The sequence below is a fragment of the Psychrobacter sp. M17(2026) genome, from assembly GCF_055699815.1.
Window position 1 is genome coordinate 2,522,883 of record NZ_CM146741.1, and the last position, 24,992, is coordinate 2,547,874.

Annotated in this window: 21 protein-coding genes; 12 read left to right on the forward strand and 9 right to left on the reverse strand. The window is 42.3% G+C overall.

Translation table 11 applies throughout. The features are described 5' to 3' along the window. Positions 1-26 precede the first annotated feature (26 nt). Together ACR63T_RS10690 and ispH are read right to left on the reverse strand one after the other, a co-directional pair. Positions 27-284, reverse strand: a complete 258-nt coding sequence (locus ACR63T_RS10690) for a hypothetical protein (RefSeq protein ID WP_472783985.1) — start codon at positions 282-284, stop codon at positions 27-29. Positions 285-400: 116 nt separating this feature from the next. Then, complete coding sequence (gene ispH / locus ACR63T_RS10695; RefSeq protein WP_201569972.1) at positions 401-1,357, reverse strand: 4-hydroxy-3-methylbut-2-enyl diphosphate reductase; 957 nt, start codon at positions 1,355-1,357, stop codon at positions 401-403. 276 nt (positions 1,358-1,633) lie between these two features. On the opposite strand from ispH, the gene gmk reads away from it, so the two are divergent. After that, on the forward strand, positions 1,634-2,260 hold the full coding sequence (gene gmk, locus ACR63T_RS10700; RefSeq protein ID WP_472783986.1) for a guanylate kinase: 627 nt from the start codon (positions 1,634-1,636) through the stop codon (positions 2,258-2,260). Positions 2,261-2,388: 128 nt separating this feature from the next. Here gmk and ACR63T_RS10705 read toward each other — a convergent pair whose 3' ends face one another. After that, positions 2,389-4,116, reverse strand: a complete 1,728-nt coding sequence (locus ACR63T_RS10705) for a YadA family autotransporter adhesin (protein ID WP_472783987.1) — start codon at positions 4,114-4,116, stop codon at positions 2,389-2,391. 669 nt (positions 4,117-4,785) lie between these two features. Here ACR63T_RS10705 and rpoZ point away from each other — a divergent pair. From rpoZ to ACR63T_RS10745, 8 genes are all read left to right on the forward strand, one after another. After that, positions 4,786-5,046, forward strand: a complete 261-nt coding sequence (rpoZ, locus tag ACR63T_RS10710) for a DNA-directed RNA polymerase subunit omega (protein ID WP_305898781.1) — start codon at positions 4,786-4,788, stop codon at positions 5,044-5,046. Between the two features lie 381 nt (positions 5,047-5,427). Then, on the forward strand, positions 5,428-7,614 hold the full coding sequence (locus tag ACR63T_RS10715) for a RelA/SpoT family protein (protein ID WP_472783988.1): 2,187 nt from the start codon (positions 5,428-5,430) through the stop codon (positions 7,612-7,614). Positions 7,615-7,698: 84 nt separating this feature from the next. Beyond that, positions 7,699-8,079 (forward strand): Rid family detoxifying hydrolase, encoded by a 381-nt coding sequence (locus ACR63T_RS10720; protein WP_201569977.1) that lies wholly within the window; start codon positions 7,699-7,701, stop codon positions 8,077-8,079. A gap of 147 nt (positions 8,080-8,226) precedes the next feature. Continuing rightward, positions 8,227-10,527, forward strand: coding sequence for a primosomal protein N' (locus tag ACR63T_RS10725; protein ID WP_472783989.1), 2,301 nt, complete (start codon positions 8,227-8,229; stop codon positions 10,525-10,527). A gap of 142 nt (positions 10,528-10,669) precedes the next feature. After that, a complete protein-coding gene (locus tag ACR63T_RS10730; RefSeq protein WP_201569979.1) occupies positions 10,670-11,854 on the forward strand; it encodes a cation diffusion facilitator family transporter in 1,185 nt (394 codons plus the stop codon). A 67-nt stretch (positions 11,855-11,921) separates the two neighbouring features. Beyond that, positions 11,922-12,491 (forward strand): YqiA/YcfP family alpha/beta fold hydrolase, encoded by a 570-nt coding sequence (locus ACR63T_RS10735; RefSeq protein ID WP_305898784.1) that lies wholly within the window; start codon positions 11,922-11,924, stop codon positions 12,489-12,491. A gap of 133 nt (positions 12,492-12,624) precedes the next feature. Continuing rightward, a complete protein-coding gene (locus ACR63T_RS10740; protein ID WP_305898785.1) occupies positions 12,625-13,335 on the forward strand; it encodes a hypothetical protein in 711 nt (236 codons plus the stop codon). 98 nt (positions 13,336-13,433) lie between these two features. Then, complete coding sequence (locus ACR63T_RS10745; RefSeq protein ID WP_201569982.1) at positions 13,434-15,323, forward strand: monovalent cation:proton antiporter-2 (CPA2) family protein; 1,890 nt, start codon at positions 13,434-13,436, stop codon at positions 15,321-15,323. 117 nt (positions 15,324-15,440) lie between these two features. On the opposite strand, the gene ACR63T_RS10750 is transcribed toward ACR63T_RS10745, so the two are convergent. After that, positions 15,441-16,370, reverse strand: coding sequence for a DUF2628 domain-containing protein (locus ACR63T_RS10750; protein WP_472783990.1), 930 nt, complete (start codon positions 16,368-16,370; stop codon positions 15,441-15,443). 164 nt (positions 16,371-16,534) lie between these two features. Between ACR63T_RS10750 and trmB the strand changes: the two genes are divergently transcribed. The 3 genes from trmB to ACR63T_RS10765 all read left to right on the forward strand — a co-directional run bounded on the left by trmB (position 16,535) and on the right by ACR63T_RS10765 (position 20,576). Continuing rightward, positions 16,535-17,395: a tRNA (guanosine(46)-N7)-methyltransferase TrmB gene (trmB, locus tag ACR63T_RS10755; protein ID WP_472783991.1), complete on the forward strand. Its 861-nt coding sequence runs from the start codon at positions 16,535-16,537 to the stop codon at positions 17,393-17,395. A gap of 950 nt (positions 17,396-18,345) precedes the next feature. Next, positions 18,346-19,413, forward strand: a complete 1,068-nt coding sequence (gene recA / locus ACR63T_RS10760; protein WP_201569986.1) for a recombinase RecA — start codon at positions 18,346-18,348, stop codon at positions 19,411-19,413. Positions 19,414-19,448: 35 nt separating this feature from the next. Continuing rightward, positions 19,449-20,576 carry a regulatory protein RecX gene (locus ACR63T_RS10765; RefSeq protein ID WP_472783992.1) on the forward strand — a complete coding sequence of 376 codons (1,128 nt, stop codon included), beginning with the start codon at positions 19,449-19,451 and terminating at the stop codon, positions 20,574-20,576. 35 nt (positions 20,577-20,611) lie between these two features. Here ACR63T_RS10765 and ACR63T_RS10770 read toward each other — a convergent pair whose 3' ends face one another. The 5 genes from ACR63T_RS10770 to folP form a co-directional block, all read right to left on the reverse strand. Then, complete coding sequence (locus ACR63T_RS10770) at positions 20,612-22,069, reverse strand: anion permease (RefSeq protein WP_472783993.1); 1,458 nt, start codon at positions 22,067-22,069, stop codon at positions 20,612-20,614. Between the two features lie 223 nt (positions 22,070-22,292). After that, positions 22,293-23,018 (reverse strand): YidB family protein, encoded by a 726-nt coding sequence (locus ACR63T_RS10775; RefSeq protein ID WP_472783994.1) that lies wholly within the window; start codon positions 23,016-23,018, stop codon positions 22,293-22,295. 88 nt (positions 23,019-23,106) lie between these two features. Then, positions 23,107-23,556, reverse strand: a complete 450-nt coding sequence (locus tag ACR63T_RS10780; RefSeq protein WP_472783995.1) for a hypothetical protein — start codon at positions 23,554-23,556, stop codon at positions 23,107-23,109. Positions 23,557-23,658: 102 nt separating this feature from the next. Then, positions 23,659-23,958 (reverse strand): FAD assembly factor SdhE, encoded by a 300-nt coding sequence (locus ACR63T_RS10785; RefSeq protein ID WP_305898794.1) that lies wholly within the window; start codon positions 23,956-23,958, stop codon positions 23,659-23,661. A 64-nt stretch (positions 23,959-24,022) separates the two neighbouring features. Further along, positions 24,023-24,925 carry a dihydropteroate synthase gene (folP, locus tag ACR63T_RS10790; RefSeq protein ID WP_472783996.1) on the reverse strand — a complete coding sequence of 301 codons (903 nt, stop codon included), beginning with the start codon at positions 24,923-24,925 and terminating at the stop codon, positions 24,023-24,025. Positions 24,926-24,992 lie beyond the last annotated feature (67 nt).

Genomic DNA, 24,992 nt, shown 5'->3' on the forward strand with positions numbered 1-24,992 from the left:
CAGTCCTTTTAGCTGCCTAGATTTATCTATTGCTTTCGTTGGGCTTCAAGTTCTTGCTTTTTGATTTTAAGAATCTCACGGCTCTTAGCGATTAAATATATTAAGGCAATGATTACTAATATCAGTGCTACTGAAAAGAAGCTTTTTTCTTGACTAAAATATACCGTGTTTAACCCCAGCAAAAGCACCAAGCCGATAATAACCAATAAGTTTATTTTTAATTGTTTGCTGACCTCACTAAGACTCGCATCAGCTAATACAAATTTCTTTTTTTGCTTTTCCATGCGCTTAACTCTTAGAGATTTGGGCATACCTCAATTGAATGGTGAGCATAAAATTAAGATATTTATTGTGTCGAATGAGGACATGCCCTTAATTAAAAGATGGTATGTTATAAACGTTATTTACCGACTTGCGTCACTGGGATACGTAGCGCTTTGGGCAAACTAAACGTCACATTTTCTTCTATACCTGCTAGCTCATCAGGCACTTGCCCGCCCCAATCTTGCAGCTGCTGCAATACTTCTTGGATCAGCACCTCAGGCGCAGAAGCGCCAGCAGTGACGCCAACGCTTTGGATGCCATCGAACCATTCGGGCTGTATTTCACTAGCATTATCGATCAGATAGGCTTGGCAATTCATGCGCTCGGCCAGTTCGCGCAACCGATTAGAATTTGACGAGTTGGGTGAGCCGACAACCAGTACTACCTCGCAGCGCGCGGCTAAATCTTTTACCGCATCTTGACGGTTTTGGGTAGCATAGCAGATATCGTCTTTGCGCGGGCCTTGTATAGCAGGGAACTTATCCCGCAAGGCATCGATTACTCTTGCTGTATCATCCATAGATAACGTCGTTTGAGTCACAAAAGATAAGCGCTCAGCGTCTTTTACTATCAAATTATCAACGTCATTTTCGTTTTCAACCAAATGGATTTGACCACCGAATTTGCGGTTAAAACGCCCCATGGTGCCCTCGACCTCGGGATGTCCTGCATGACCGATCAGTATAGCGTCCATACCATCTTGAGCAAATCTTGCCACTTCGATATGAACTTTAGTGACGAGCGGACAAGTAGCATCAAATACGGTAAGGTCGCGGCGCTCAGCCTCATCTTCAACCGCTTTTGATACCCCATGCGCTGAAAATATTACGATTGAGCCATCAGGAACTTCGTTAAGCTCTTCGACGAATACTGCACCGCGATTGGCCAAATCTGATACTACAAACTTATTATGTACGACCTCATGACGCACATAAATGGGCGGCTCAAAACGCATCAAAGCTTCGTTGACGATCGCAATCGCGCGATCAACACCAGCACAAAACCCACGTGGATTGGCAAGATAAATTTGCATAAGGCAGCCTATCGTTAGATAATTTGGTTTAAAAATTAAATTGGGATAAAAAATTGTTAGATCAAGTCTGATTGGATCAATATTTATTGCTTAAAAACTAGACTCAAAACTTAGCGTGAAAGATAATGGCTCTACTTTAGCATAATTTGCTTTTATTGCCCCTTAAAATACTATCGGTTCAGTTTTCTTAACCTAGTTTTATTGCTAAAGCAAACAGGCTGTATAATAGAAAACGATAGCTCCTGCGACTACTCTTTTATCATTAGGACATTTTGTATGATAGGTTCATTATTTATTATTACCGCCGCCTCAGGCACTGGCAAGACCTCATTGGTAAAGCAGCTCCTTGCGACGACTAATGAGTTGAGCGTTAGCGTCTCACACACGACTCGCCCGCCGCGTCCTGGTGAAATTGATGGCCATCATTATCATTTTATCGAAAAGGACACCTTTACTACGGCTATTAATGAAAATAAATTTTTGGAGCATGCCGAAGTCTTTGGTAACTATTATGGCACCTCAGAACAGAGCGTGCGGGCTCAGCTTGCCGCAGGTATCGATGTTATCTTGGAGATTGACTGGCAAGGCGCACAGCAAATTAAAACCATATTTCCTGAGGCGACTATGGTATTTATTTTACCGCCTAATATTGCCACTTTACGACAGCGCCTCTCAACACGCGCGACTGATAGTGTTGAGGTTATAGAACAACGCTTGAGCGGAGCAGTCACTGAGATGGCGCAATATGTACATGCTGATTATGTGGTGGTGAATGATAATTTTGAAGTGGCGCTGGCTGAGCTAAAAGCGATTATTATAGCGGATAGACAGACATTGGCCCGGCAACAGCGGCGCTATCGTCGTACTATCGCTGCTTTGCTCGATAATCAGGCGGATGGCTAGAGCATATCCTCAACATAGCGAATAAAAACACAACGATTAAAACAACTAACCCCATAAGTTAGAAACAACTTACGGGGTTAATTCAGTTATTGAATACAGATTTTTATAAGCTAGAGGCTTATATCTGATTACCAAATCTTATAAGAAAGGCCTCCGCCAATAGCTGTGCCTCCTGTATCCGTATAAGAGCCACCAACTTTGTAGCTAAACTTACCTGAGCTAGTAGCACCAGATAACCCTATAGCGATAGCAGCTTCGCCATTATAATAACCTGTACCACCTGTGATGCGACCTTCACCTGGTGTCATCGCGCTAGGCATTGAAGCAATGGCAATCGCACTGGCGATACCGCCGCTTAGCTCATCTTCTAACTCGTCAACTTTATATCCTAAAGCAGATAACTGACCGAAGTTAACAGCATGATTAGGCGCAGTACCATTGGCAACACCCGTTATGACTTGATTACCAGCATTGATACCGCCTGTCGTCATACTAGGCCCACCTGCAATAGTAACACCAGTACCATTAACCGTAGTACTACCATTGGTCAGGCCATTAGTGTTAATAGTGGTATTACCATTTACGAATCCACTATTATTAATGGTGGTGTTGCCTGTTTTTAGGCTACCATTTGCGCCTAAATTAACATCTTTTGCAAGCTTAATAGTTAGATTATCAGTACCGTTAGCGACCACACCGACATTATTGCCAGCAGCTAGATTCGCGCTATTGGTTTCGCCACCTGTGATAGTAAGCTTGTCACCTAGTTGACGATTGACATCAGCACCACTATCACCACCAAAGTCTAAGCCCTTAGCAATATTAGTAGTATTAGCTGCAATATTAGTCACGTTAGTAGCGATACCTGAAGCATTAGTAGCAACGCCTGAAGTGTTAGCTGCGATATTGGTTACGTTAGTAGCGATACCTGAAGCATTAGTAGCAACGCCTGAAGTGTTAGCTGAGATATTGGTCACGTTAGTAGCAATACCCGAAGCATTAGTAGCAACGCCTGAAGCATTAGTAGCAACGCCTGAAGTATTAGCTGCGATATTGGTCACGTTAGTAGCAATACCCGAAGCATTAGTAGCGACGCCTGAAGTATTAGCTGCGATATTGGTCACGTTAGTAGCAATACCCGAAGCATTAGTAGCAACGCCTGAAGTGTTAGCTGAGATATTGGTTACGTTAGTAGCAATACCCGAAGCATTAGTAGCAACGCCTGAAGTGTTAGCTGCGATATTAGTTACGTTAGTAGCGACGCCTGATGTGTTATTCGCTATAGTAGTTTTAGTAGCAGGACTAAGATCAACAACAAAGTCAGTGACATTAGTGATATTGTTCAAGTTACTACTAACAGCGACATCACCAGAACCTGCAGAGACAGTCGTACCATTAGCATTGACGGTATAAACATTTTGACCACTACCGCCTGGCGTATTGGAAACGTTATTGACATTAGTACCTGCCACAACTTCTGTTTTAGCATCAGCAGCTGCAAGACTGACCTGCTCTTGCGTGGCGGCTTGCCCACCAGTATATGTTGTAGTTGTACTAAAAGTTGTATTAGTTAATCCTGTAATCGTACCTCCAGTTGGACCTGCATCCGTATCTACAGTGATTGGATTAGCTCCAGGGATAGTGAAAGTTACTGCTACCGCTTGCATACTAAGACTAGCCGCAGCTAATCCCATACATAATGTGCTTAAGCGCAAAATACGGGCGCCTACGGTTATAGTGTTTCTATTAGAACTGACTGCTGTACTAGATGACTTATTTTTGCCTTTAGCATATTCCGTGACAGCCATAAAGCAGTTTGAAGCCTCGTTCCAGATAACTTTATATGTGCGATTCATAGTATTACATCCTGTAGTAGTTTTACTATTGCTCTATATTTGAAATCAATAGGAGCAATTGTAAGAGCAAATAAATAAGAACAACGGTATGTATTTATTCTAAAAGCCTTTACAAGAAGTGATGTATTAGGCAGTTGCTTCGCTCAGCTTCTTCCATAAAGCTGCTAAGATTAGCAATCGTGATCAAAACTGATCATTATTAAAAATTTCTAAATAATTTTTCGATCACAACTTCATCATAGCAAGGCGCACTCTAAAATGTACCTGTAGATATATACAGGTATATGGATTAATAGACGGATTTGTAGTAAATAATCTACTCAATTGAAATTAAAGCCATTTTTTCGGGCTTATAATCGATGAAATGATGATTAAAACAATAAAAATTGATATTTAGTAAAGACATTTCGTAGTGCTGTAAGTTAATAATGTATGAGTCAGTAATAAAGGTAACTATATTTTTCATCAAAATTCGATTATCTTAATATTCTGAAATAGTTAAGTTTATGGTCCAGTAATAGACTTAAACTCAATCTATTAATTGATGAGATACTTTAGCCAAAAATTAATGTTATAATTACAAATTATCTTCTTATACTATATTTATATTTCCGTTATCACTATGCGGATTATTCGCGTTTTTGACAGAAACAACAGAGGTAGCTTGCTATGGCACGAGTCACGATTGAAGATTGCTTAGATAATGTAGATAACCGCTTTGAATTGGTATTGGTCGCCAGCAAACGCGCCCGTCAATTGGCCAAAGGTATTGCCGAGCCGATGGTAGAGGTCGATAATGACAAGCCTACTGTATTAGCTTTACGTGAGATTGCGGCAGGTAAAATCACTCGTGATATCTTGAACCAGCCAGAGCATAACTTTGCTACTAGCTCATTAGACTTAGCGTTATCGGGCGATCATAGCTTTTAGGTTTTAAGTGGCTTAACTTAAGTGACTTATTGTAAGTGATTTAAAAAATAAGCTTATGAACCCATCATAGACCACAGTGTAGCGCTGTGGTTTTTGCTGTTTATAGTGGTTAATTTTGCTTTTAACGACTTAAGTTTATTGCGACTGCTATATTACTTTCGATTTGAGGACGATAAGTAACATGCTTTTATAGCTATACCCTTACTATCCTTAAGTTTTTAAGTCGTCTATACGCTTAGCGGTTGACATTTACTGTAATTTGCGATTAATTAGAGGATGGTTTAAACAATATAAGCGGTTGCGTATTAGCGCCTTTATTCAAGGCTTACTTTGACACCATACAACTACGCTGGCGTAAAATTATAATAGGATAGCCATTTTATGAGCCAAACTTTACCTAAACTCAGTCATTATCTGGTTGATGAAGCTCAGTATAATTTATTACGTTCTGTTGGTTATTTATCCGTTGATGAGCGCCGTGACATTATTGATGCTTGCGCGTTTGGTGATGTGGCACATATAAAGGATAAGCGTAAATCTGGTGAGCCTTATATCACTCATCCTATCGCTGTGGCTGAGATATTGGCAGGATTTCGCTTAGATCGCGATACGATTATAGCGGCTATCTTGCATGATACTGTTGAAGATACAGAGGTCAGTGACGAGCAGATTGAGCAACGCTATGGCAAAGTTGTGGCACGCTTGGTTGATGGAGTGACTAAGCTTAAATCCTCCAGCCATAATAAACAGCAAAATAAAGCAGCTACTTTTCATAAAATACTAACCGCAACACTCAATGATCCGCGCGTGTTAATTATAAAACTCGCGGATCGTCTGCATAACATGTCAACGCTCGATGCAGTGAGACCCGAAAAGCAGCGAGCTACTGCTCAGGAAACCTTAGATTTTTACGTGCCCTTTGCTCGTCTGATGGGTATCAATGATATTGCTGATTATATTGAGGTGCTGTGCTATCGCAACCTTGATTCAGATATGTATAACAAATTATCTGACAAGCTTTTACAGTATGGACTAGGACGTAACTTTCAAAAAGAAGCTATTCATCGTTATTTAATTATTGTACTGAGCAGTTTAGGTCTGACAGGACATGTCAAAATATTAGATAATCGCGTCACTATGTATCGCCAGTTTTTTCGTAATCGTGGTGAGATTAACACGTTACTCCGTCAGTACTCGTTTGAGATTGTGCTAGATACCATTGAAGCATGCGATAAACTAGCTTATTACCTGATTAAAAAATACCAAATTGCAGATGACAATATTGCAGATAACATTCGTCGGCCACTACCAGGTGGTAATCAGTCGCTCACCTTGATCTATGATCGTGATAATGATTCTATCAAAGTCACTATTATGACTAAAAAGATGCAACGTGCCGCCCTGCTTGGGGTCATTGGTGCAGAGCATGCCTCTGATATTAGTCAGTCGGTGATTCAAGCTTCACTGCGTAATATGAAAGAGCTGATTGATGAGGATTCACTAGATGATAATAGTCCTGACTTCTCAGCAGCAGTCTCAACTATTAATGAGCTGATGGATTACCTGCATTCAAGTAAGATAATTTGCTATAGTCCACAAGGCCGCGCTTATGAGCTGCCACAAGGTTCAACCGCGCTTGATTTTGCTTATGCCGTTGGACCTATGGTTGGTAATGTGGCCGTTGGCGCTAACATCGATCATAAGCATGCCAAGCTTGGCACAGTGGTCACTAATGGTCAAACGGTTGAAATTGAAGTCGATAAAAGCTCTGAACCTAAAGCGGAGTGGCTTGGATTTGTAGCAACTAATAAAGCTCGACAACAGATACTACGCTGGTTTAAAGATTTATCTCATGAAGATAAGCAGCGCCATGGTCAGCAGGCTTTAGATCGTGCCCTTAAAACCTATCAAAAAAGCCTCGATGACTTAAGCGTCAGCGATTGGAATAATTTATTAGAATGGCGAGGTGTAAGTCAAAAGCAAGATCTATTTGAGCAAATTAGTTCAGGAACGCTGCTACCTCAGCTGATCGTATCGCGACTATTCAACGACGATATTACTAACATGTGCGCCCAAGACGATAATGAACAAATGGTACAGCCGCAGCAACTCATTGCCAATGCGGCGGGTGTAGAGCTTGATTTCGCTAATTGCTGTCACCCTATTTACGGTGATCCTATCGTCGGTCATTTATCACGCCACGGTTTAGTCGCCCATCGACACAAATGCTTCTCGTTGGATGATATTCGTAAAGACAACCCTTATCAAGTTATTCAATTGCGCTGGCGTGATGATAAAGCGGTTAAGCAGACCGAGTCAGAAGAATACGGCGGCAAGATTCGCTTTTCCGCTTATCTAAAGCTATCCATTATATTAAGCGATGAGCAAATTAGTGAAGTGGTTTATCATTTACGCCAGCTTAATATCGGCGTTGAAACCGTTGATGTACGTAGCACAGATACGGTATTACAAGTAGTAGTACGCAGTCGCAGTCATCTAGCGCAGGGTATTCGTGAGCTACGATCCCTGTTAGGATTCCCTAATATCATGCGTCTTTATCAGTTATAATTTTTAATTAACCAAAGCTTATTATTTGCAGAATTTTGCATTTATTAATTCTACATTTACTAATAACGATAACAAGGATAAATTATGAGTCGTCAAACCATTCAAACCGACAAGGCCCCTGCCGCTGTAGGCACTTACTCACAAGCGGTAAAAGTGGGTAACACAGTCTACATCTCAGGACAGCTAGGTTTTGATCCTGATACTATGGAACTAAGAGAAGGTTTTGAGGCACAAGCCAAGCAAGTATTTGAAAACATCAAAGCGATCTGCACGGCAGCTGGCGGTACGATCAATGATGTAGTCAAATTTAACGTCTCTTTAACAGACTTAAACGACTTTGCAGCGTTGAACGAAGTGTTTATCGCAAATTTGACTGAGCCTTATCCGGCGCGTGCTGCGGTGCAAGTCGCGGCATTACCAAAAGGTGGTGTGGTTGAAATTGAATCTATTATGTTTATAGAGTAAGTTTTAAACCATTGATAGATAAAAACATCTCTCTTAAATTTTGAGAAAATACAGTAAGCCCAAATAGTTCTACAAGAACCAATATTTGGGCTTACTTGTCTTAGTCGTTTTTATTACCCTCTTAATTATGAGCTGTGAGCGCACTTTATGTTGCTACAAGTTGCCCTACCTGTACCTCTTTATCGGGTATTTGACTATCAAGCACTAGCAGATAAGGCCATTTTACCTGCGGTTGGTAGCCGTGTAGAAGTGCCTTTTGGGCGACAAACCTTAATAGGTATTGTGATTGCGCATATAGCCGAAGCTAACAGCGATGTCCCTAGCAACAAGCTCAAGCCTATTATCCGCCAATTAGACGATGAGCCTATCCTCAACTCGCAGATGCTCAATTTGGCCTATTGGCTAGCGCGTTATTATCACTATCCACTTGGTGATGTCATCGCTGTTATGTTGCCAAGCTTGGTGCGCCAAGGCAAGCCACTGGACCTGCTGATTACTCACTGGCGCATTTTGCCCCATGTCGCTGATGGTGATTTTCGTGCTAATGCCATTAAGCAAAAGCAGCAGTTTGATATGCTCAAATTGCATGGCGAGCGCGGAGCTAGTGAAGAGGTATTATTATTAGAAGGTATGCAACGTTCATTCTTAAAGACACTAGAAGAAAAAGGTCTTATTGAGCGTTATATCGAGCCAAAAGCGGCTCCCAAAGCGGTAAGCCTTGCTAAGATGCCGCTGGATCTAAATTCTGAACAAGCCCAAGCGGTTGATACCATTATTGCAGTACACAAGGCCGAAGAATATACTGGGTTTTTGCTCAATGGTATTACGGGTAGTGGCAAAACCGAAGTCTACCTGCAAGCGATGCAAGCGGTACTAGAAGCAGGCAAGCAAGTGCTTATTCTGGTGCCAGAGATTGGACTTACCCCGCAAACGCGAGCGCGTTTTGCCAGTCGTTTTGCCGCACAGATTGTCTTATTGCATTCAGGGATGAGTAATACTTATCGGATGCAGGGCTGGCAGGATTGTCGAACAGGACACGCACAGATCATCATTGGTACGCGCTCAGCAGTGCTTTATCCTTTTGCTAATTTGGGGCTGATAGTGGTCGATGAAGCGCATGACGTCTCCTATAAGCAGCAAGATACGCTACGTTATCATGCCGCTGATGTGGCTTTATATCGCGGCTTTCAAGAGAGTATTCCCGTAGTATTAGGTACGGCAACCCCTACCCTTGAGCACCTAAAGCTCATCGATGATGGTAAGCTTACTGAGTGTCAATTGCGTACACGTCCTGGCAATGCTGAACTGGCTACTATGCAGCTGATTGACGCGCGACTGCAAAGCACACATCAACAAGCGCAAGATGATGGCGCGCGTTTTGACACAGGTCTGACTGACGTGCTCATCGGTGCAATCAAGCAAACCTTAGAAGCTGGCGATCAAGTACTTATATTTCTCAATCGTCGTGGTTATGCACCCGTCCTACTTTGCGATGCTTGTGGTTGGCAAGCCGACTGTCCGCGCTGTGATGCGCATTTGACCGTGCATTACAGTAATTCATCACAACAACATTCATCACAAAACAGTGCCTCACACAGTAGCGCTTATAACAGCAACTATCTAAAGTGTCATCACTGTGATTGGCAAGCTTATATTCCAACGATCTGCCCTGATTGTGCCAGTCAAAACTTAGACGCTCGCGGTATGGGCACTACTCGTCTTAGTGAGAACTTACACGCTATCTTTGCTAATCCACAAACCAGTAAAGAGCTGTATCCTATTATTCAAATTGACCGTGATACAACGCGTCGTAAAGACAGCTGGGAAAATATTTATCAGCGGATCAATGAGGGCCGTCCTGCTATTCTAGTCGGTACGCAAATGGTCGCCAAAGGACATCATTTTCCTAATGTGACGCTGGTTTGCTTGCCTAACGCCGATAGAGGGTTTTTATCAGCAGATTTCCGCTCACCCGAACATACCGCGCAGTTAATGATTCAAGTGGCGGGTCGTGCAGGTCGCGGTGATAAAGCAGGACGAGTACTGATTCAGACCTTACAACCTGAGAACGAGCTATTATTAAAACTCGTCAAAGATGGCTATTTATCCTTTGCCCGCCAGCTTCTAGCGGAGCGTAAAATAATGGGGTTGCCGCCTTATAGCCATGCTGCCTTGATTCGCTGCGAGGGTAAAACCTTAGCCGCCACTACTCAAGCACTCAAAGACGCTATCGCCAATCTACCTGCTGGCCATAAACTAGCAGTACTAGGTCCTATCGACGCCCCGATGAGTAAAAAGAACAGTCGTTACCATGTGCAATTATTGCTGTTAGCCAAAGAGCGCCATCAGTTACACCGCGTATTGAGCATATGGTGGCAGCCAGTACTAGCGATGCCCAGTGTTAAATACCTTAAGCTGACTTTGGATATCGACCCTGTCGGCTGGTAAGCGCACTCTACTTAGACTATCTACACTATTGTTACGGCCTGATAACAGCGTCATTCCCTTAACTGTGCTAAATTCTTTAAAGTCGATAATCACCTAAGCAGCTCATTTAACGCTTATAAAAATAACTGTGGTAATGATTCCAATGAATTCTCCTCAAGATAATGACAGCCGTGCAAATACTAGCCATGCAAACCACAATCATGCAGACGAAAACCATGCAAGTGACAACCATGCTGAGCATACTCATAATGAGGAGCATAACCATGATAGCCACAACCATAACGACTCAACGCTAGCCGCTTCAACTTCAGCACAAAGCACTAAAGGCTATCAGCGCACTTTACTCATTAGCTTTGTTATTATTACTGGCTACATGTTTATTGAAGCTATCGGCGGCTGGCTGACGGGTAGCTTGGCTTTACTATCAGATGCAGGACACATGCTCAGCGACTCTATCGCACTTGGCGCTACGCTCATGGCGTTTAAAATAGGCGAAAAAGTAGCCACTCGGCAAAAGACTTTTGGCTATAAGCGTTTTGAGATTTTGGTAGCGGGCGTCAATGGTGCCACGTTGGTCATTATTGCAGTCATGATATTTTATGAGGCTATCAAACGTTTTAACTCGCCACCAGAGATTGCCACTCAAGGTATGCTTATCATTGCCGTTATTGGTATGTTAGTGAATATACTAGTCGCTTGGCTGATGCATCGTGGCAATAGTGCTGGCGACGGTCATGATCATGATAATAGTCATGGCTCGGCTGCAAATGAGTCAAAAACCAAAGAACCGACTAATCTCAATATGCAAAGTGCGTATTTGCATGTATTAAGTGACTTGATGGGTTCAGTAGCCGCTATTGTTGCCGCCTTATTAATGATGGGTTTTGGCTGGGTTTGGGCCGATGCGGCAGCTTCAGTGATTGTCGCTATTTTGATAATTGTCAGCGGTTATCGAGTAGTACGCGACTCGGTGCATATTCTAATGGAAGGTACGCCAAAAGGTATCTCGATTGAGATGGTCGAGGCGCAAATGGTGACTCATCCACAGGTGATCAAGATTCATGACTTGCATGTTTGGAGCATTACTAGTGGTCTAAATGCGCTCTCGAGTCATGTAGTCGTCGATGGGGAGATGAACATTCATGAGGCTAGTCTACTGATTAGCGAGCTTGAGCAGGGCTTACAGGAGTTGGGGATCAATCATGCCACCATTCAAATTGAAAGCCTATCGCACCCACAAACTCAAAGCCATAGCGATGCCCTAATTTGTAATATCTCAGAGCGCCCGATGAATGATACAGGCGGTCATATAGGTCATTCGCATTGATAATAGTTTAATAGACAACAGAAGATAATATCTCTGCAAATTTAGGGCTTTATTTAAGAAGAGTAAAATGATGACGCATTCTATAGATAGTAATAACAGTGTAGCCAGCGGACAAACTTTACTCCTATTTTTCCACGGTCTCGACTCAAGCGCTGAGACCAATAAGTTTACTTGTATTGAGCATCAGCTTAAATACTGCTTAACGGTCAATTACCGCCAAGGCTTCGAAAAGGCGCTAAAAGTGTATGATGAGTTAATCCAGCAGAAGATGCTTGAGTATCCACGGATAGTACTAGCAGGGCATTCGCTTGGGGGCTGGTTTGCCAATCATTTTGCTCATAAATATAATCTGCGAATTTTGTTAATTGCACCCTGTATTAATCCTAACGTTGTATTATTCAACAGAGCGCCCGACGCTAATGACTTACCTTTTCTGACTAGCAATAAACAGCTAACCAAAGTCATGGTTGAAGTAAGTGATGAAATTTTGAGCGTTGAGACAGCAAAAAGAGTACTCGTTGACCTGCCTGCAAGCTGGGAGGTAGTCTACTTTACAGGTGGTCATCATCGTATAGCCCGGTCAAAACAAATTAATGAGTCTATTGATATTTTATGTGCTGATAATGGCTCACTCTAATAAATTAAAATAACGTTAACTTATACTCTTGTGAGAGCCTATCAACAGAAATAACCACGTAAATTATTCCTCGTTACCCCTATAAATTATATATACTTGTTCGATAGAATCCTTTATTTGACGATGTAGCCTTATGTCTAGACGCTCAGCTCCTTTTGTCGCGCCTGATCTAACTGATCCGCTCGATCTTGATTCAAAAGAGAGTAAAAAACACGCCAAGGTATTGCTGTCTACCCTACAAGAGGATATTGCCAGCTTTCGTGAGCAGCAGTTTCCGCCTGATATCCTACGACAGATTCGCGATATGCCTATCTATGAGGGCAATCTAGCTGAGGTGCAGGCATACCAAGCGCGTTGGCAGAACCTGCTTGAACGCGCTATGGCTTTTTATCCAGCTGCCTACTTGCCCCCCGATCATCTACCCCTACCCGCCAGCCTTGAGATTCCGCAGTTTATCTTTAATGTCCAACGCTTGCATTTGACTAAAACTTTAGCCAAAGAGTCCAAGAGCTTTGGCTCAGTGACAGCTTTAACCGATAAATGCGGTGAATATAGCGTCCAAGAACTAGAGCGTATGGCAGCGGTATTCGAGAATGATGATGAAGCCAGATTAGTGGCCCATCGCGAGTTTATCGATTTGCGAGCTTATATATTCTGCCGCGATGCTAAGGGCGAGATGCTAGAGCCTGAGCGCGTACGATTTTATCGCACAGGATTAATTGTTCATGCCCTACCCGATTTTAAGATCGTTGATAGCCGCCAAACGCCGCGCAAACGCCGTAATGATGCTTATAGCAATCCGATCGCAAATAATGATATTTGGAAAATTTACCAAAAAAAATAGCTCAGATAGAAACCTTTAAACAAAAGCACTTAAATAAAATTTTATCGAATCATCATTACGCTTTTAGCGTTTGCTTTATCGATTGCTAAGGATTGACTATGTTCGCTGCCGCTGCCGCCGGCTCACCAAACTTAATGCTACAAGCGACTATATTTTTGGGTGCAGCGCTGCTGTTCGTCCCACTGGGTAAGCGCTTCGGTATTGCCACCGTGCTAGGTTATTTGATTACGGGACTTATTCTAGGACCAAGTGCCCTTGATGTTGCAGGCGATGCGGAAAGTTTATTGCATTTTTCTGAATTTGGCGTGGTGATGCTACTGTTCATCATTGGTCTTGAGTTGCAACCTTCACGGCTGTGGGCCTTGCGTCGCTCTATCTTTGTACTCGGCGGCTTACAGGTTGGGGTTACTGGCACGATCTTAATGGCTATTTTGTATAAAGCTTTCTCCCTACATCTAGATACCGCCTTTATCGTCGGCTTTGGCTTAGCGCTCTCCTCAACTGCATTTGTCCTGCAAATTCTCACTGAAAAACAACAACTATCAAGCACTCACGGCCGCGAAGCCTTTACTATTTTGCTGTTCCAAGATATTGCCGTTATTCCGCTACTTGCGGTTATTCCGTTTTTATCAGGGGTGCGCGAGCAAAGCTATGATCTGATTTATTTTGCTAAAGTCTTTGCCGTATTTGCAGGGCTTATTATTGCCAGTCGTTATATTGTTCGACCGTTTTTTAAGTTTGTGGCCTCAAGCGGTGCGACCGAGTTGTTGACTGCCGTTGCACTATTTATCGTTATGGGCGTGTCTATCTTGATGGGGCAGATCGGTCTATCGATGGCATTAGGCGCGTTTTTGACAGGGGTATTACTCGCGGACTCAGAATATCGTCACGAGTTAGAGGCAAGTATTGAACCCTTTAAGGGGCTGCTACTAGGGCTATTCTTTATGTCCGTTGGTATGCTGACTGATGTCAAACTCATTATCGCCCAGCCGCTGTTTATCATTGGCTGTGCGGTTGCCCTTATGCTGATTAAATTTGGGGTCATTGCTGCTATTGCCAAACTCTCTGGCAATCGCTGGCCGACTAGTATTCGTCTTGGGGTCACTTTAGCCCAAGGTGGTGAATTTGCCTTTGTATTATTTAGTGTAGCATCCGCTCAAAACGTCTTGCGACCTGAGCTGGCCAATATGCTCAACCTCATCGTGACTATTTCTATGGCGCTGACGCCAGTAGCATTTTTATTATTAGAAAAACTTGGCGAGCCATTTTTTGACAAGCGCAAGCCTAGCCGTGAATACGACACTATCCCCGACCATGAACATCCCGTCATTATTGCAGGGTTCGGGCGGGTTGGGCAGATCATCGGGCGCGTACTACGTATGCATAATATCGAATTTACCGCTATTGAGCGCTCTGCCAATCGCGTTGATTTTGTACGTAAATTTGGTAATCAAGTCTACTATGGCGATCCCAAAAACCCTGAAATCTTGCGAGCCGCTGGTATTAATAAGGCACGTATTTTTATCATTGCTGTTGATGATTTGGAGCGCTCAATCACTACCGCGCAATATTTAAATCGTAATTATCCTGATCTAATCGTTCTAGCTCGGGCGCGTGATCGTCAGCATTATTACCGTCTACGTGAAGTTGGTGTGCGTCATATCTGGCGTGAGACTTATTTGTCTTCACTCGATATGTCACGTGAATCGTTGCAATTATTGGGTATTTCACCTGAAAAAGCCCGCGAAACTATTCAGACTTTCCGTGATTATGATGATGATCTGATTGAGCGTCAGCAAGCTATCTACGGTGATGAGGCCAGTATGATTGCCTCAGCACAATCGGCTATGGCTGAGCTTGAGAGCTTATTTGACGAGGATATTGATAAATCACGCAAGTTAGATCTCAGCGAGTTTTATGAAGCGCTAAAGGGTCAAGCTATCCCTGTTGATGACAATGACAACGCAGCAACTGATCCTAAACCTTAAAGCTATCACTTTAAATCTATAGTTTCAGATTATTTATAGCTTTAGGGTATTTATAAATTTAGATTATTTTTAGATTCAAAGTGCTGTTTACTGTTTTAATTTTATCATTGATACGCGTTAATTATCCGCACAGTAAGCAGGCGCTTGTTTATCATTGAGGGATGTGGTGCAGTACCAGCTATTATCATCCATGTTATGATAAAAAATAAACTTTTGCTGATCAAGATAACGTATTGGAAACTTTATATTTTGAATGGTGGCGATAATTGCACAGTCTGAAGCTACGATACCATCAACTTGAGTCGCCATGCGTACTTGCACTTGTCTATTTTCAGTCGTTATCGGTAGCTGCGTAGGACAGCGATTCGTCTGCTCATAAAGTATCGCCACTTTGTTCTGCGCTGTTTTGCCACTATCATAAGCATCGAATACGACAGCATTCTCTTTGGGTTTAGCATAGATAGGCAAGAACTGTACATTGATAACGACTAGCGAAAATATAAAAAAGCCAAACCCTAAAGCCAATCCAAATAAGCTCACCCCGCCCTCACGCTTGAGATGCGCCTTTTGTAAAGCTTCATCACGCGGATGATCGTCAATAGCATCAGCGATTTCTCGGCGCGCCATACGATAGTAATAAGCATCTGTCCAGCGTGCCACCATATACGACCAAAATATCCAAATAATACCAGCGATACCCATGCGTACTAGCATCTGGTAAGCATCTGAAATCACCCACATAGCGGCAAATTCAAAGGTAACTAAAACGATGGCGACATTTAGCTGAATAAATGACCAGCCAGCGACGCTATAAACAATAGCGTCCATATAACGCTTGCGATACAGCAACCAAGGAAAGGTGATAAAAAATGCCGCCCAGTGCCACTTTGGTGATAAATAACCTTGCTTATCGAACTCCTCAAAGCGCTTGATATAATAGCTTTGCGTGCGATGACCGATAAACCATTGATCCAACTGTTTACGCCGAGCGGGCGTCAGTTTTTCTTGATAAAAAGGGGGCGGTGAATCGGTCTCGATAAATAACATGGCGATAAGCTCTGTTTTATTTTTCTCTTAGTCAGCCTTCTATTGTATTACAACTCAGCGTCCGTTACCTCGCCGATAAGCAAAAGTGTGATAACCATTCACACTAGAAACTATTTCGCCTATAATAGATCTATCTTTTATTGCAACTAAGCGTTCTTAATTCTATGAGTAACTCTTCTATTCCTGATAACTTTGATAACTCTGATCCCACTAACTCTACTGACCTTGATAGCCTTAATGATGGTACTTTGAGCAGTAATGTTACGGCTACTGATAATACCGTGGCTATTCAAGCTGACCCAACTGCTGTCAATGATAAGCATATACGTATCGTTAACACCTTTATGAAACGTCGCACCCACATGAACAAAAACGCTGAGCAAGCCTTAACGGATCCGGAGTTTGCGCAGTATTTAGTTAATAATAGCTTCGGTGATGGTGACCTTAATGGTATTACCGATTTGCGTGTATTGTTTGCTGACACCCCGAATGGTAGCGCAGCACCGCTGACATTAGAGATTGGTTTTGGGCTTGGCGATTCACTGATTGAAATGGCAGCAGCTGAGCCGACACGTAACTTTATTGGGGTGGAAGTCCATGAGCCAGGCATTGGCAAATGCGCTTACATGGCAGGCACGCAGAACCTAACTAATATCAGAATTATTAACGGTGATGCCATCCAACTGCTCAAGCAATTACCTGAAAACCATATCGACCGTATTCAGCTATATTTTCCTGACCCTTGGCAAAAAAAGCGTCACTATAAGCGTCGTTTTGTCAGTCCTGAGCGTATGACAATAGTCACGCGCGCGCTCAAATCTGGCGGCTGGTTCCATACGGCGACCGACTGGGAACATTATGCCTTTTGGATGGTTGAAGTATTAGATAATTTTGTAGGCTTGACCAATCAAGCAGGTACAGGTCAATTTACTGCTCGGCCCGACTTTCGTCCGATGACTAAGTTTGAGCGTCGCGGTATAAACAGTGGTCATGGGGTTTGGGATCTGATTTATACTAAAGATTAATCTAATATTATCAGAGCTTGAATTGAATGTTAAAGTGCAGTGAGTAAGCGACTATCTATATAGTCGCTTTTTTATTTTTGTACAAAGCTAAGTTCTTGAGATAATATTTTTTATTCATATGACGTGAAACCTTGGCTATCTAGTCAGCTTTTTTAGCGAATAATCCATGCTAAAAGCTCTTGTCGTAGTAAAGCTACTGTTTTGCAAACTGCGCAAACATTGATAGTATAAGGCTTTGCTAAGTTCTCCCCAGAAGCTGTGGATAACCCTGTGGATAACTCACTACTTGACAACGACCTACGTTGATAGCCTAACGCTTGAGGTAAAATTGGTTACTTTTTATACAATTTATTATTGTATAAAAATCAAATACTTACATATAAATTAAATATAAAAAATTTATTTTTAATTTATTTTAAAATAACTATTAGTCTGTATTATGTTTCACAGCAGCAAAATAAAATCATATTATTTGCTGTGGACAACTTGACAAACTATTAGCACACTGGTTTGAATTTATGGTGATTACGACAATATTATACTACTTATATACCATAGTTATCTCATACGACAATTACTGTCGCTTAGCATCTGCTAAGACTCATCGGAAGGCTTGGTTTTTGCTATAATTACCTTATCTAATAAAGAGGCAACGACAACGGCACAATGTATTTTTCATTGTTAGTCAGCGTTGTAAAGCCTGACTATTATTGGCTTTTTAACTGCTATACCTATTCACATTTACTGTATAGTAAGATTTACCACTCATATTAGCTTGTAACGGTTGTTTTACTCCTAATCCTCTACACCCCTTATCCTATTATCAAATATAAGCTTTAACCATGAGCTAAAGAAGAAGCGTTATTGATTACAGAAGCTCATTATGCGCTGTGTGAAATTTACACTCCTAAGATAATTTAGTAACCTATATTAACCATAAGGAGTCCATTATGGACGAGAATAAAGCCAAAGCACTCAAAGCCGCACTAGGTCAGATCGAAAAGCAGTTTGGTAAAAACACTATCATGCATTTAGGTGATGATTCAGCAGCGCTTAACAACGTTGATGTGGTCTCTACAGGGTCGTTAGGCTTAGATATCGCACTAGGTATCGGCGGTCTGCCTAAAGGTCGTATTGTGGAGATTTATGGCCCTGAAAGCTCTGGTAAAACGACGATGACTTTGCAGGCTATTGCACAGTGTCAAAAACAAGGTGGTACTTGTGCCTTTATCGATGCTGAACACGCTCTTGACCCTGTCTATGCACGTAAGCTAGGTATCAATACTGATGATCTACTTATTTCGCAGCCCGATAACGGTGAGCAAGCCCTAGAGATTACTGACATGCTAGTGCGCTCAGGTGCTGTCGATATGATCGTTATTGACTCTGTGGCAGCGCTCACACCGCGTGCTGAGATCGAAGGCGAGATGGGTGATTCGCACATGGGTTTACAAGCCCGTCTGATGAGTCAAGCCCTACGTAAGATTACGGGTAATGCTAAGCGCTCTAACTGCATGGTGGTCTTTATTAACCAAATTCGTATGAAAATTGGCGTCATGTTCGGTAGTCCTGAGACCACTACTGGTGGTAATGCGCTAAAATTCTATGCTTCGGTACGGATGGATATTCGCCGTATTGGTGCAGTCAAAAACGGTGATGAAATCATTGGTAATCAGACGCGAGTCAAAGTTATCAAAAACAAGATGGCACCACCCTTTCGTCAAGCAGAATTTGAGATTACCTATGGCGAAGGTACGAATCACTTAGCAGAAGTCATCGACTTGGGCGTTGATATCGGTGCCGTAGGCAAAGCGGGCTCTTGGTATAGTTATGGCGATGAAAAAATCGGTCAAGGTAAGGCCAATTCGGTAATTTATCTAAAAGAGAATCCTGCTATTGCTGAAGAAATTGAAGCCAAAATTCGTGCTGAAAAATTAGGTACGGTTAACGAAAATGCTGAGTCAGATGCTGACGAAATTGGGGCAGATGTAAACGCTGAATCAGAAGCACCTTTGTAATAATAAAGTGCTTATAGATCGTATAGAGGTCTTCTATGCAGATTAAAACCTTAGCCGAAATACTAGCCGAGTCGGACACCGACTCGGCTAATGCGGTTGGTGCAAAAAAAAAGCCCCGCAATAAAACCTACAATAAATCTCAGAACAAGCCTAGCAAGGCTAAGTTGTTTGAACGTATAAAATCAAAAAAGGTGAAGCGTTTAGATAAGCCTTCTAACGATGATTTTAACTATCAAGAAAAAACTCACGATCAAATATCCAGTGATAGCAATAGTGGTGACAGCAACAGGGACTATTTAGCAGATTCAGCTTCTGAGTCATATCAACCTAGCTCTCATTTTAAACCTCAGTCTAAACCCAAATCAAAACAAGGTACTAAGAAAAAAAAGCGTTTTCATCCTGCGGCTGCTTTTATTGCTGAATCGACTGATGCTCCCGTCTATACACCTCCTGAATCGCAGAGTATCAAACAGATGCTAGCAGAGGTAAAGGGTACTGTTGAGCTTAATGAAAATAGCGAGCAACCTGATGCTAATAAAGATATCAGTACAAATACGAATACCGATAACATACCCTCTGCTCTAAAAGCTTATCTGCGCACTCCAGAGCAAAAGCAAGCTGAGCTTGACGCTATAAAGGCCGAAAGTCGTTTGCGTTGGTTGGCGTTTTATTATCTATCGAGACGCGAGCATGGTAGAGCTGAGCTCAAGCAAAAGCTTATCGACAAGGAGCAAGATCCTGATAGCATCAATACGCTGCTGGATGAATTCGAGGAAAAAGGCTATCAAAGCGACTATCGTACAACTTTGATGCTCATTCGCGAAAATATTCGTAAGGGTCGCGGTCGCGGACGTATTAAACAGGAGTTTTACAAAAAAAAGCTCCCTATGCCAAGTAATATAGACGAGCTTATTGATATGGCAAATACTGAATCTGAAGAATTTAGTGAGTTTGTTGATGATGACGAGGACAGCTTAGTCGATGGTGTTGATTGGCTAAAGCTTGCCGTCACCGCGCGCATAAAAAAATACGGTGACGGTATCCCGACTGAGCAAAAAGAAAAAGCCAAGCAGTTGCGCTTTTTGCAATATCGTGGTTTTCAGGCTGATGTTTGCTTTGCTGCGCTCAACTATACTTTAGACAATTTAGATGAGCGTTTTTAGTATTTATAATGTCTCAAAACTTTAATTTTAAATACTTAATAGTAGCCCAAGAACTTCCACCATATCAGTCCCGCACCAATCCAAACCACTAAGTTCACCACGCTCATCACCGCTCCTACACCCCACCATTCGCCAAGGGTAATATAACCTGAGTTAAAGATAACAGGTGCTGTACCCGTTGCATAGTGGGTCAAGGTCATCATAATATTACCTGCTGCTGCTAGAATAAGCGCGTATAACATTGGTGGCGCGCCTAAGCTTAGTCCAACGGCATAAAAGGCGGCAAATAGCGCAGTGATATGAGCAGTAGTACTCGCAAAAAAGTAATGAATATAGAGATAAACTAAAGTTAAAATCGCCACTGCACCGACCCAGCCGACTCCTGTTATCCCTATCATAGATTCGATATTCTCTGAGAACCAGCTGATAAGCCCTAATTTATTCAAGTACGAAGCCATCATAATCAGCGCGCCAAACCAAATAATCGTATCCCAAGCCGACTTTTCCTTAAGGATATCATCCCAAGTCAATACGCCTGTCACTATCAAAGTAGATAGCCCAATAAATGCTGTGGTTGTGGCATCAACGCTGAATTGCTCACCAAAGATAAGCGCAGGAATGTTGGCCCATAATATAAGCATCAGAGCAAACACACCGAGCATAATTTTTTCCTGCGTACTGACATGCCCCATCTCAGTTAAATTATCTTTGGCAAAAGTCTTAGCATCAGGGGTTTGCTTAACCTCTGGCGGATAAATCAAATAAATAACGATCGGCATTAATATCAGACATAGCATACCCGGTATAAACATTGCCACAGCCCATGTCGTCCAAGACAATTGAATATCACCGCCAGTGGCTTTATTGACTAAATCAACGACTAGTGGATTAGGCGCAGTCGCTGTGATAAACATTCCAGAGGTAATCGGATTAGCATGGTAATTGACCATAGCTAAGTAGCTACCGATCTTTTTTTGACTACCCTCCTCTGGCGTAGAGTGAAAGCTTTGAGCGATAGACTTCATAATTGGATGAATAATCCCGCCGCCTCGTGCTGTATTAGAGGGTGTTATAGGCGCGATCATAAGCTCCGCTGCCGTTAATGAATAAGCGACACCGATAGTTTTTTTACCAAAGATCGAAATAAAATAATATGCAATACGACGACCTAGACCTGTTTTTATCAGGCCGCGTGAGATCATCACTGCAATACCGATCAACCAAATTAATGGACTTGAGTAGCTTGATAATGCATCAGCAATAGCTACTTTTGGACTCTCATTAGTGACACCTGTAAGCGCTACTAATGTCACAGCAATAATAGCAATAGCGCCAATGGGTAATGCTTTGCCGATGATAGCTACAATAGTACCTATAAATAACGCTAACATGTGCCAAGCTTCTGGGGTCACGCCAGCAGGTACAGGAATAACAAACCAGATGATCAAGCCTGCTAAAATAGCAATGGCCGTAGGTATAGGTTTAAAAGGCATAGCGCACTCACTTGACGTAGTTTTAAATATAAAAAAACCTTAAAGTCTATTAGGTTTTTTGAAATGAAGCCTAGTTGTATACTGAAGTAATTATAAACTAACTTTATATTTAATATAAAACCACTTTGTTACTAATGATTTTTTAATATAAAAAAAAGAGTATGTTGTCAAACATACTCTTCGATGACAAAACTTTAAAATAATATACTTATAACAATTTGACTTATTTCAAGCCGCCTAAACGACTAGATAACTGACCCATAATTTGATCAATCTCTTGATTGGCCTCAGCTTCATTATCTAAGTTGCCATTAGGAGTGAGCTGATTCATCACCTCAGGTAACAGCTCAGCCAGTCCTTGACGAACCTCGCTGTCATTTGCACCCGTATGAGCCGCCACTTGCTGAATCTCTTGCTCATCAAATAAGCGACTAATCTCATTAGGATCGAGGTTCTCGTTCTGCTCGCTGTTACTCATCCAAGAGCGTGCTTGCTGCTCATGACCCATACCGGTTATTTTGGACAAAGCCCCACCCAAACCGCCATTGCGTTGTACCCAGCTGAGCACCATTGGCATTAAAGCTGCTACTAGCATTCCTTTACCACCGAAGTCGCCTCGGCTTTTCTGCCCACCACCTAATACGCTACCTAAGATATCACCGAGCCCACCTGCGCCTGCGTTCATACCGCTGCGTTGATTACCACTCAGCATACCGCCCAATCCCCCGACGATGTCATCTAACCCAAAACCTTTGTCCTGTTGGCGTTCGTATTGTTGCGGGTTATAGCCCCCTGTTTGACCACCACCGCCAAGCACACTCCCTAATATGTCACCAAGCCCACCTGTACGACGTGGATTCACACCTTGATTGACTGGATTGCGCTGAGCATCATTGGGATCCATAGCGCTGCGAGCGACTTGTGCTACCAAATTTCCTAGTAAACTCATAACTTTATCCTTATGTTATTCATATAATATAGAATGCTGTTCATAGTTAAGATAGCAGATATTGCGAGGTTTCTAGATAGGCGTTTTGTTATGAGCTTTGTACATGAGTGACGGTAGCTAGTATGTTTATTGCTTGCCATTGCGTAGGTGTCATCTGATCGCGAAATATCGTGATAGAGAGTAATTTTGATCGAGGTTCTACGACTTTGAATTGCAAATGTATTAATAACTGATAACGTTGTACGCTGATAAGTTCCGCTTGCCATAAAGCATCACCGCGACTAGTATGCATTAGCAGCTGCCAGCCTTGATTTAAGCGCTGGCTAAGCGGAGGCTGGCTTAAATGCAGTACTATCGGCCGTGATAAAGCGAGATAGCTGACCACAAGCGCTGTTACTATAAAGACAAATAAGTACTGCCATAAGGATAGTTGAGCAAACAAAGCTAATAGTATTAACGTACCAATCAAAGTAATGTAAATCAATAAGCGTAAATAGCTCCTAGCTTTGACGGCAGCATCAATACGTAGAGAGGTCATAAGCGCTATATCCTTATAGTCCATTGAACCTTTATTAAGAGTCCATTTTAGACAAGCCATCATAATAAAATATTAGCCACTATAGCGCCATTATTAATACGACTATAAACCCTTACTATGACGCCATGTCTTGATCTTATTGACCAGCTCCCATACGGCTTTGTCCTCAGGCTGAGACTGATTGGTAAAATAATCAAGCAAGTCTGGGTCTTCATAAGTCAGCATTTCGGCAAACACTAATTGCTCAGCTGGTATCGCGTGTAAGTACATCTCCTTAACATAAGGATCAATATAAAAATCTAACTCTTTGAGACCACGACGCGCTTGATAAATAATCCGCCGCTGCTCAATGGTTGGCTCTGGCTGGCTTGGTTGCTGATTTTTCAGGTGAGTTGTAGTCATAAATAACGCTCTCAATATAGTAAAAATTAAAGTCAGCTAGTCAAACAGCTGTATTTTATTAGTCTCAATGGTTATCTTTATTATAAGTCGCCAACTGTTGCCATAATGATGTTGACTGTTGCATCATAGCGACATTATGGGTGCGAATTATACTAGCGCCTTGTTGCAATGCTAGCAGTCCTGCGGCAGTACCCGCAGCATCACGCTCTTGGGCTTGCGTATCGACCACTGTTGCAACACCACTTCTGTGTAGTACTTCTGCCAAAAAGCGCTTGCGTGAAATGCCAAACATTATAGGAAAACCAAGCGCTTTTAAGCGATCAAGCTGAGTCAATAAAATACAATGATGTTCGTAAGTCTTGGCAAAACCAAAGCCTGGATCAATAATTATCTTATCACGTTTGACCCCTAATGCCGTCACCTCTTCAATACGATTATTCAGTTCAGTACTGACCTCAAAGATAACATCTTTATAGTGCGCCAAATCATTCATCGTCGTCGGCTCACCACGCATATGCATCAGCATAACGGGTATATCTAGGTTTGCCGCCATGAGCGCTGCACCGTCACGTTTGAGCGCGCGCACATCGTTCCAGATGTCTGCGCCTGCTGCAAAAGCACTTTGCATAACAGATGGGTTACTAGTATCGATAGATAGCCAAATCTCATTGCCAAAATGGCTACGGATAGCCTCAACGACAGGCACTACTCGATCTATTTCCTCATCAGTCATCACAGCTTGCGCATTAGGGCGAGTTGATTCACCACCAATATCGATAATGCTAGCCCCTGCCTCCATCATCGTTTGGCAATGAGCCAGCGCTTCATCCACGCCATTGAACTGAGCACCGTCTGAAAAAGAATCTGGTGTAACATTTAAGATACCCATAATATGTGGCTGTGATAAGTCTAAAACCTTCTGACGACTCGTGACTGTATAGGCAGGTAAAGGGTTAAACAAGGGCATAATCAATCCTGTGTAGTTTTATATAAATACGAAGCCAACTTATGATATCAGTAAAGCTATACTAGCG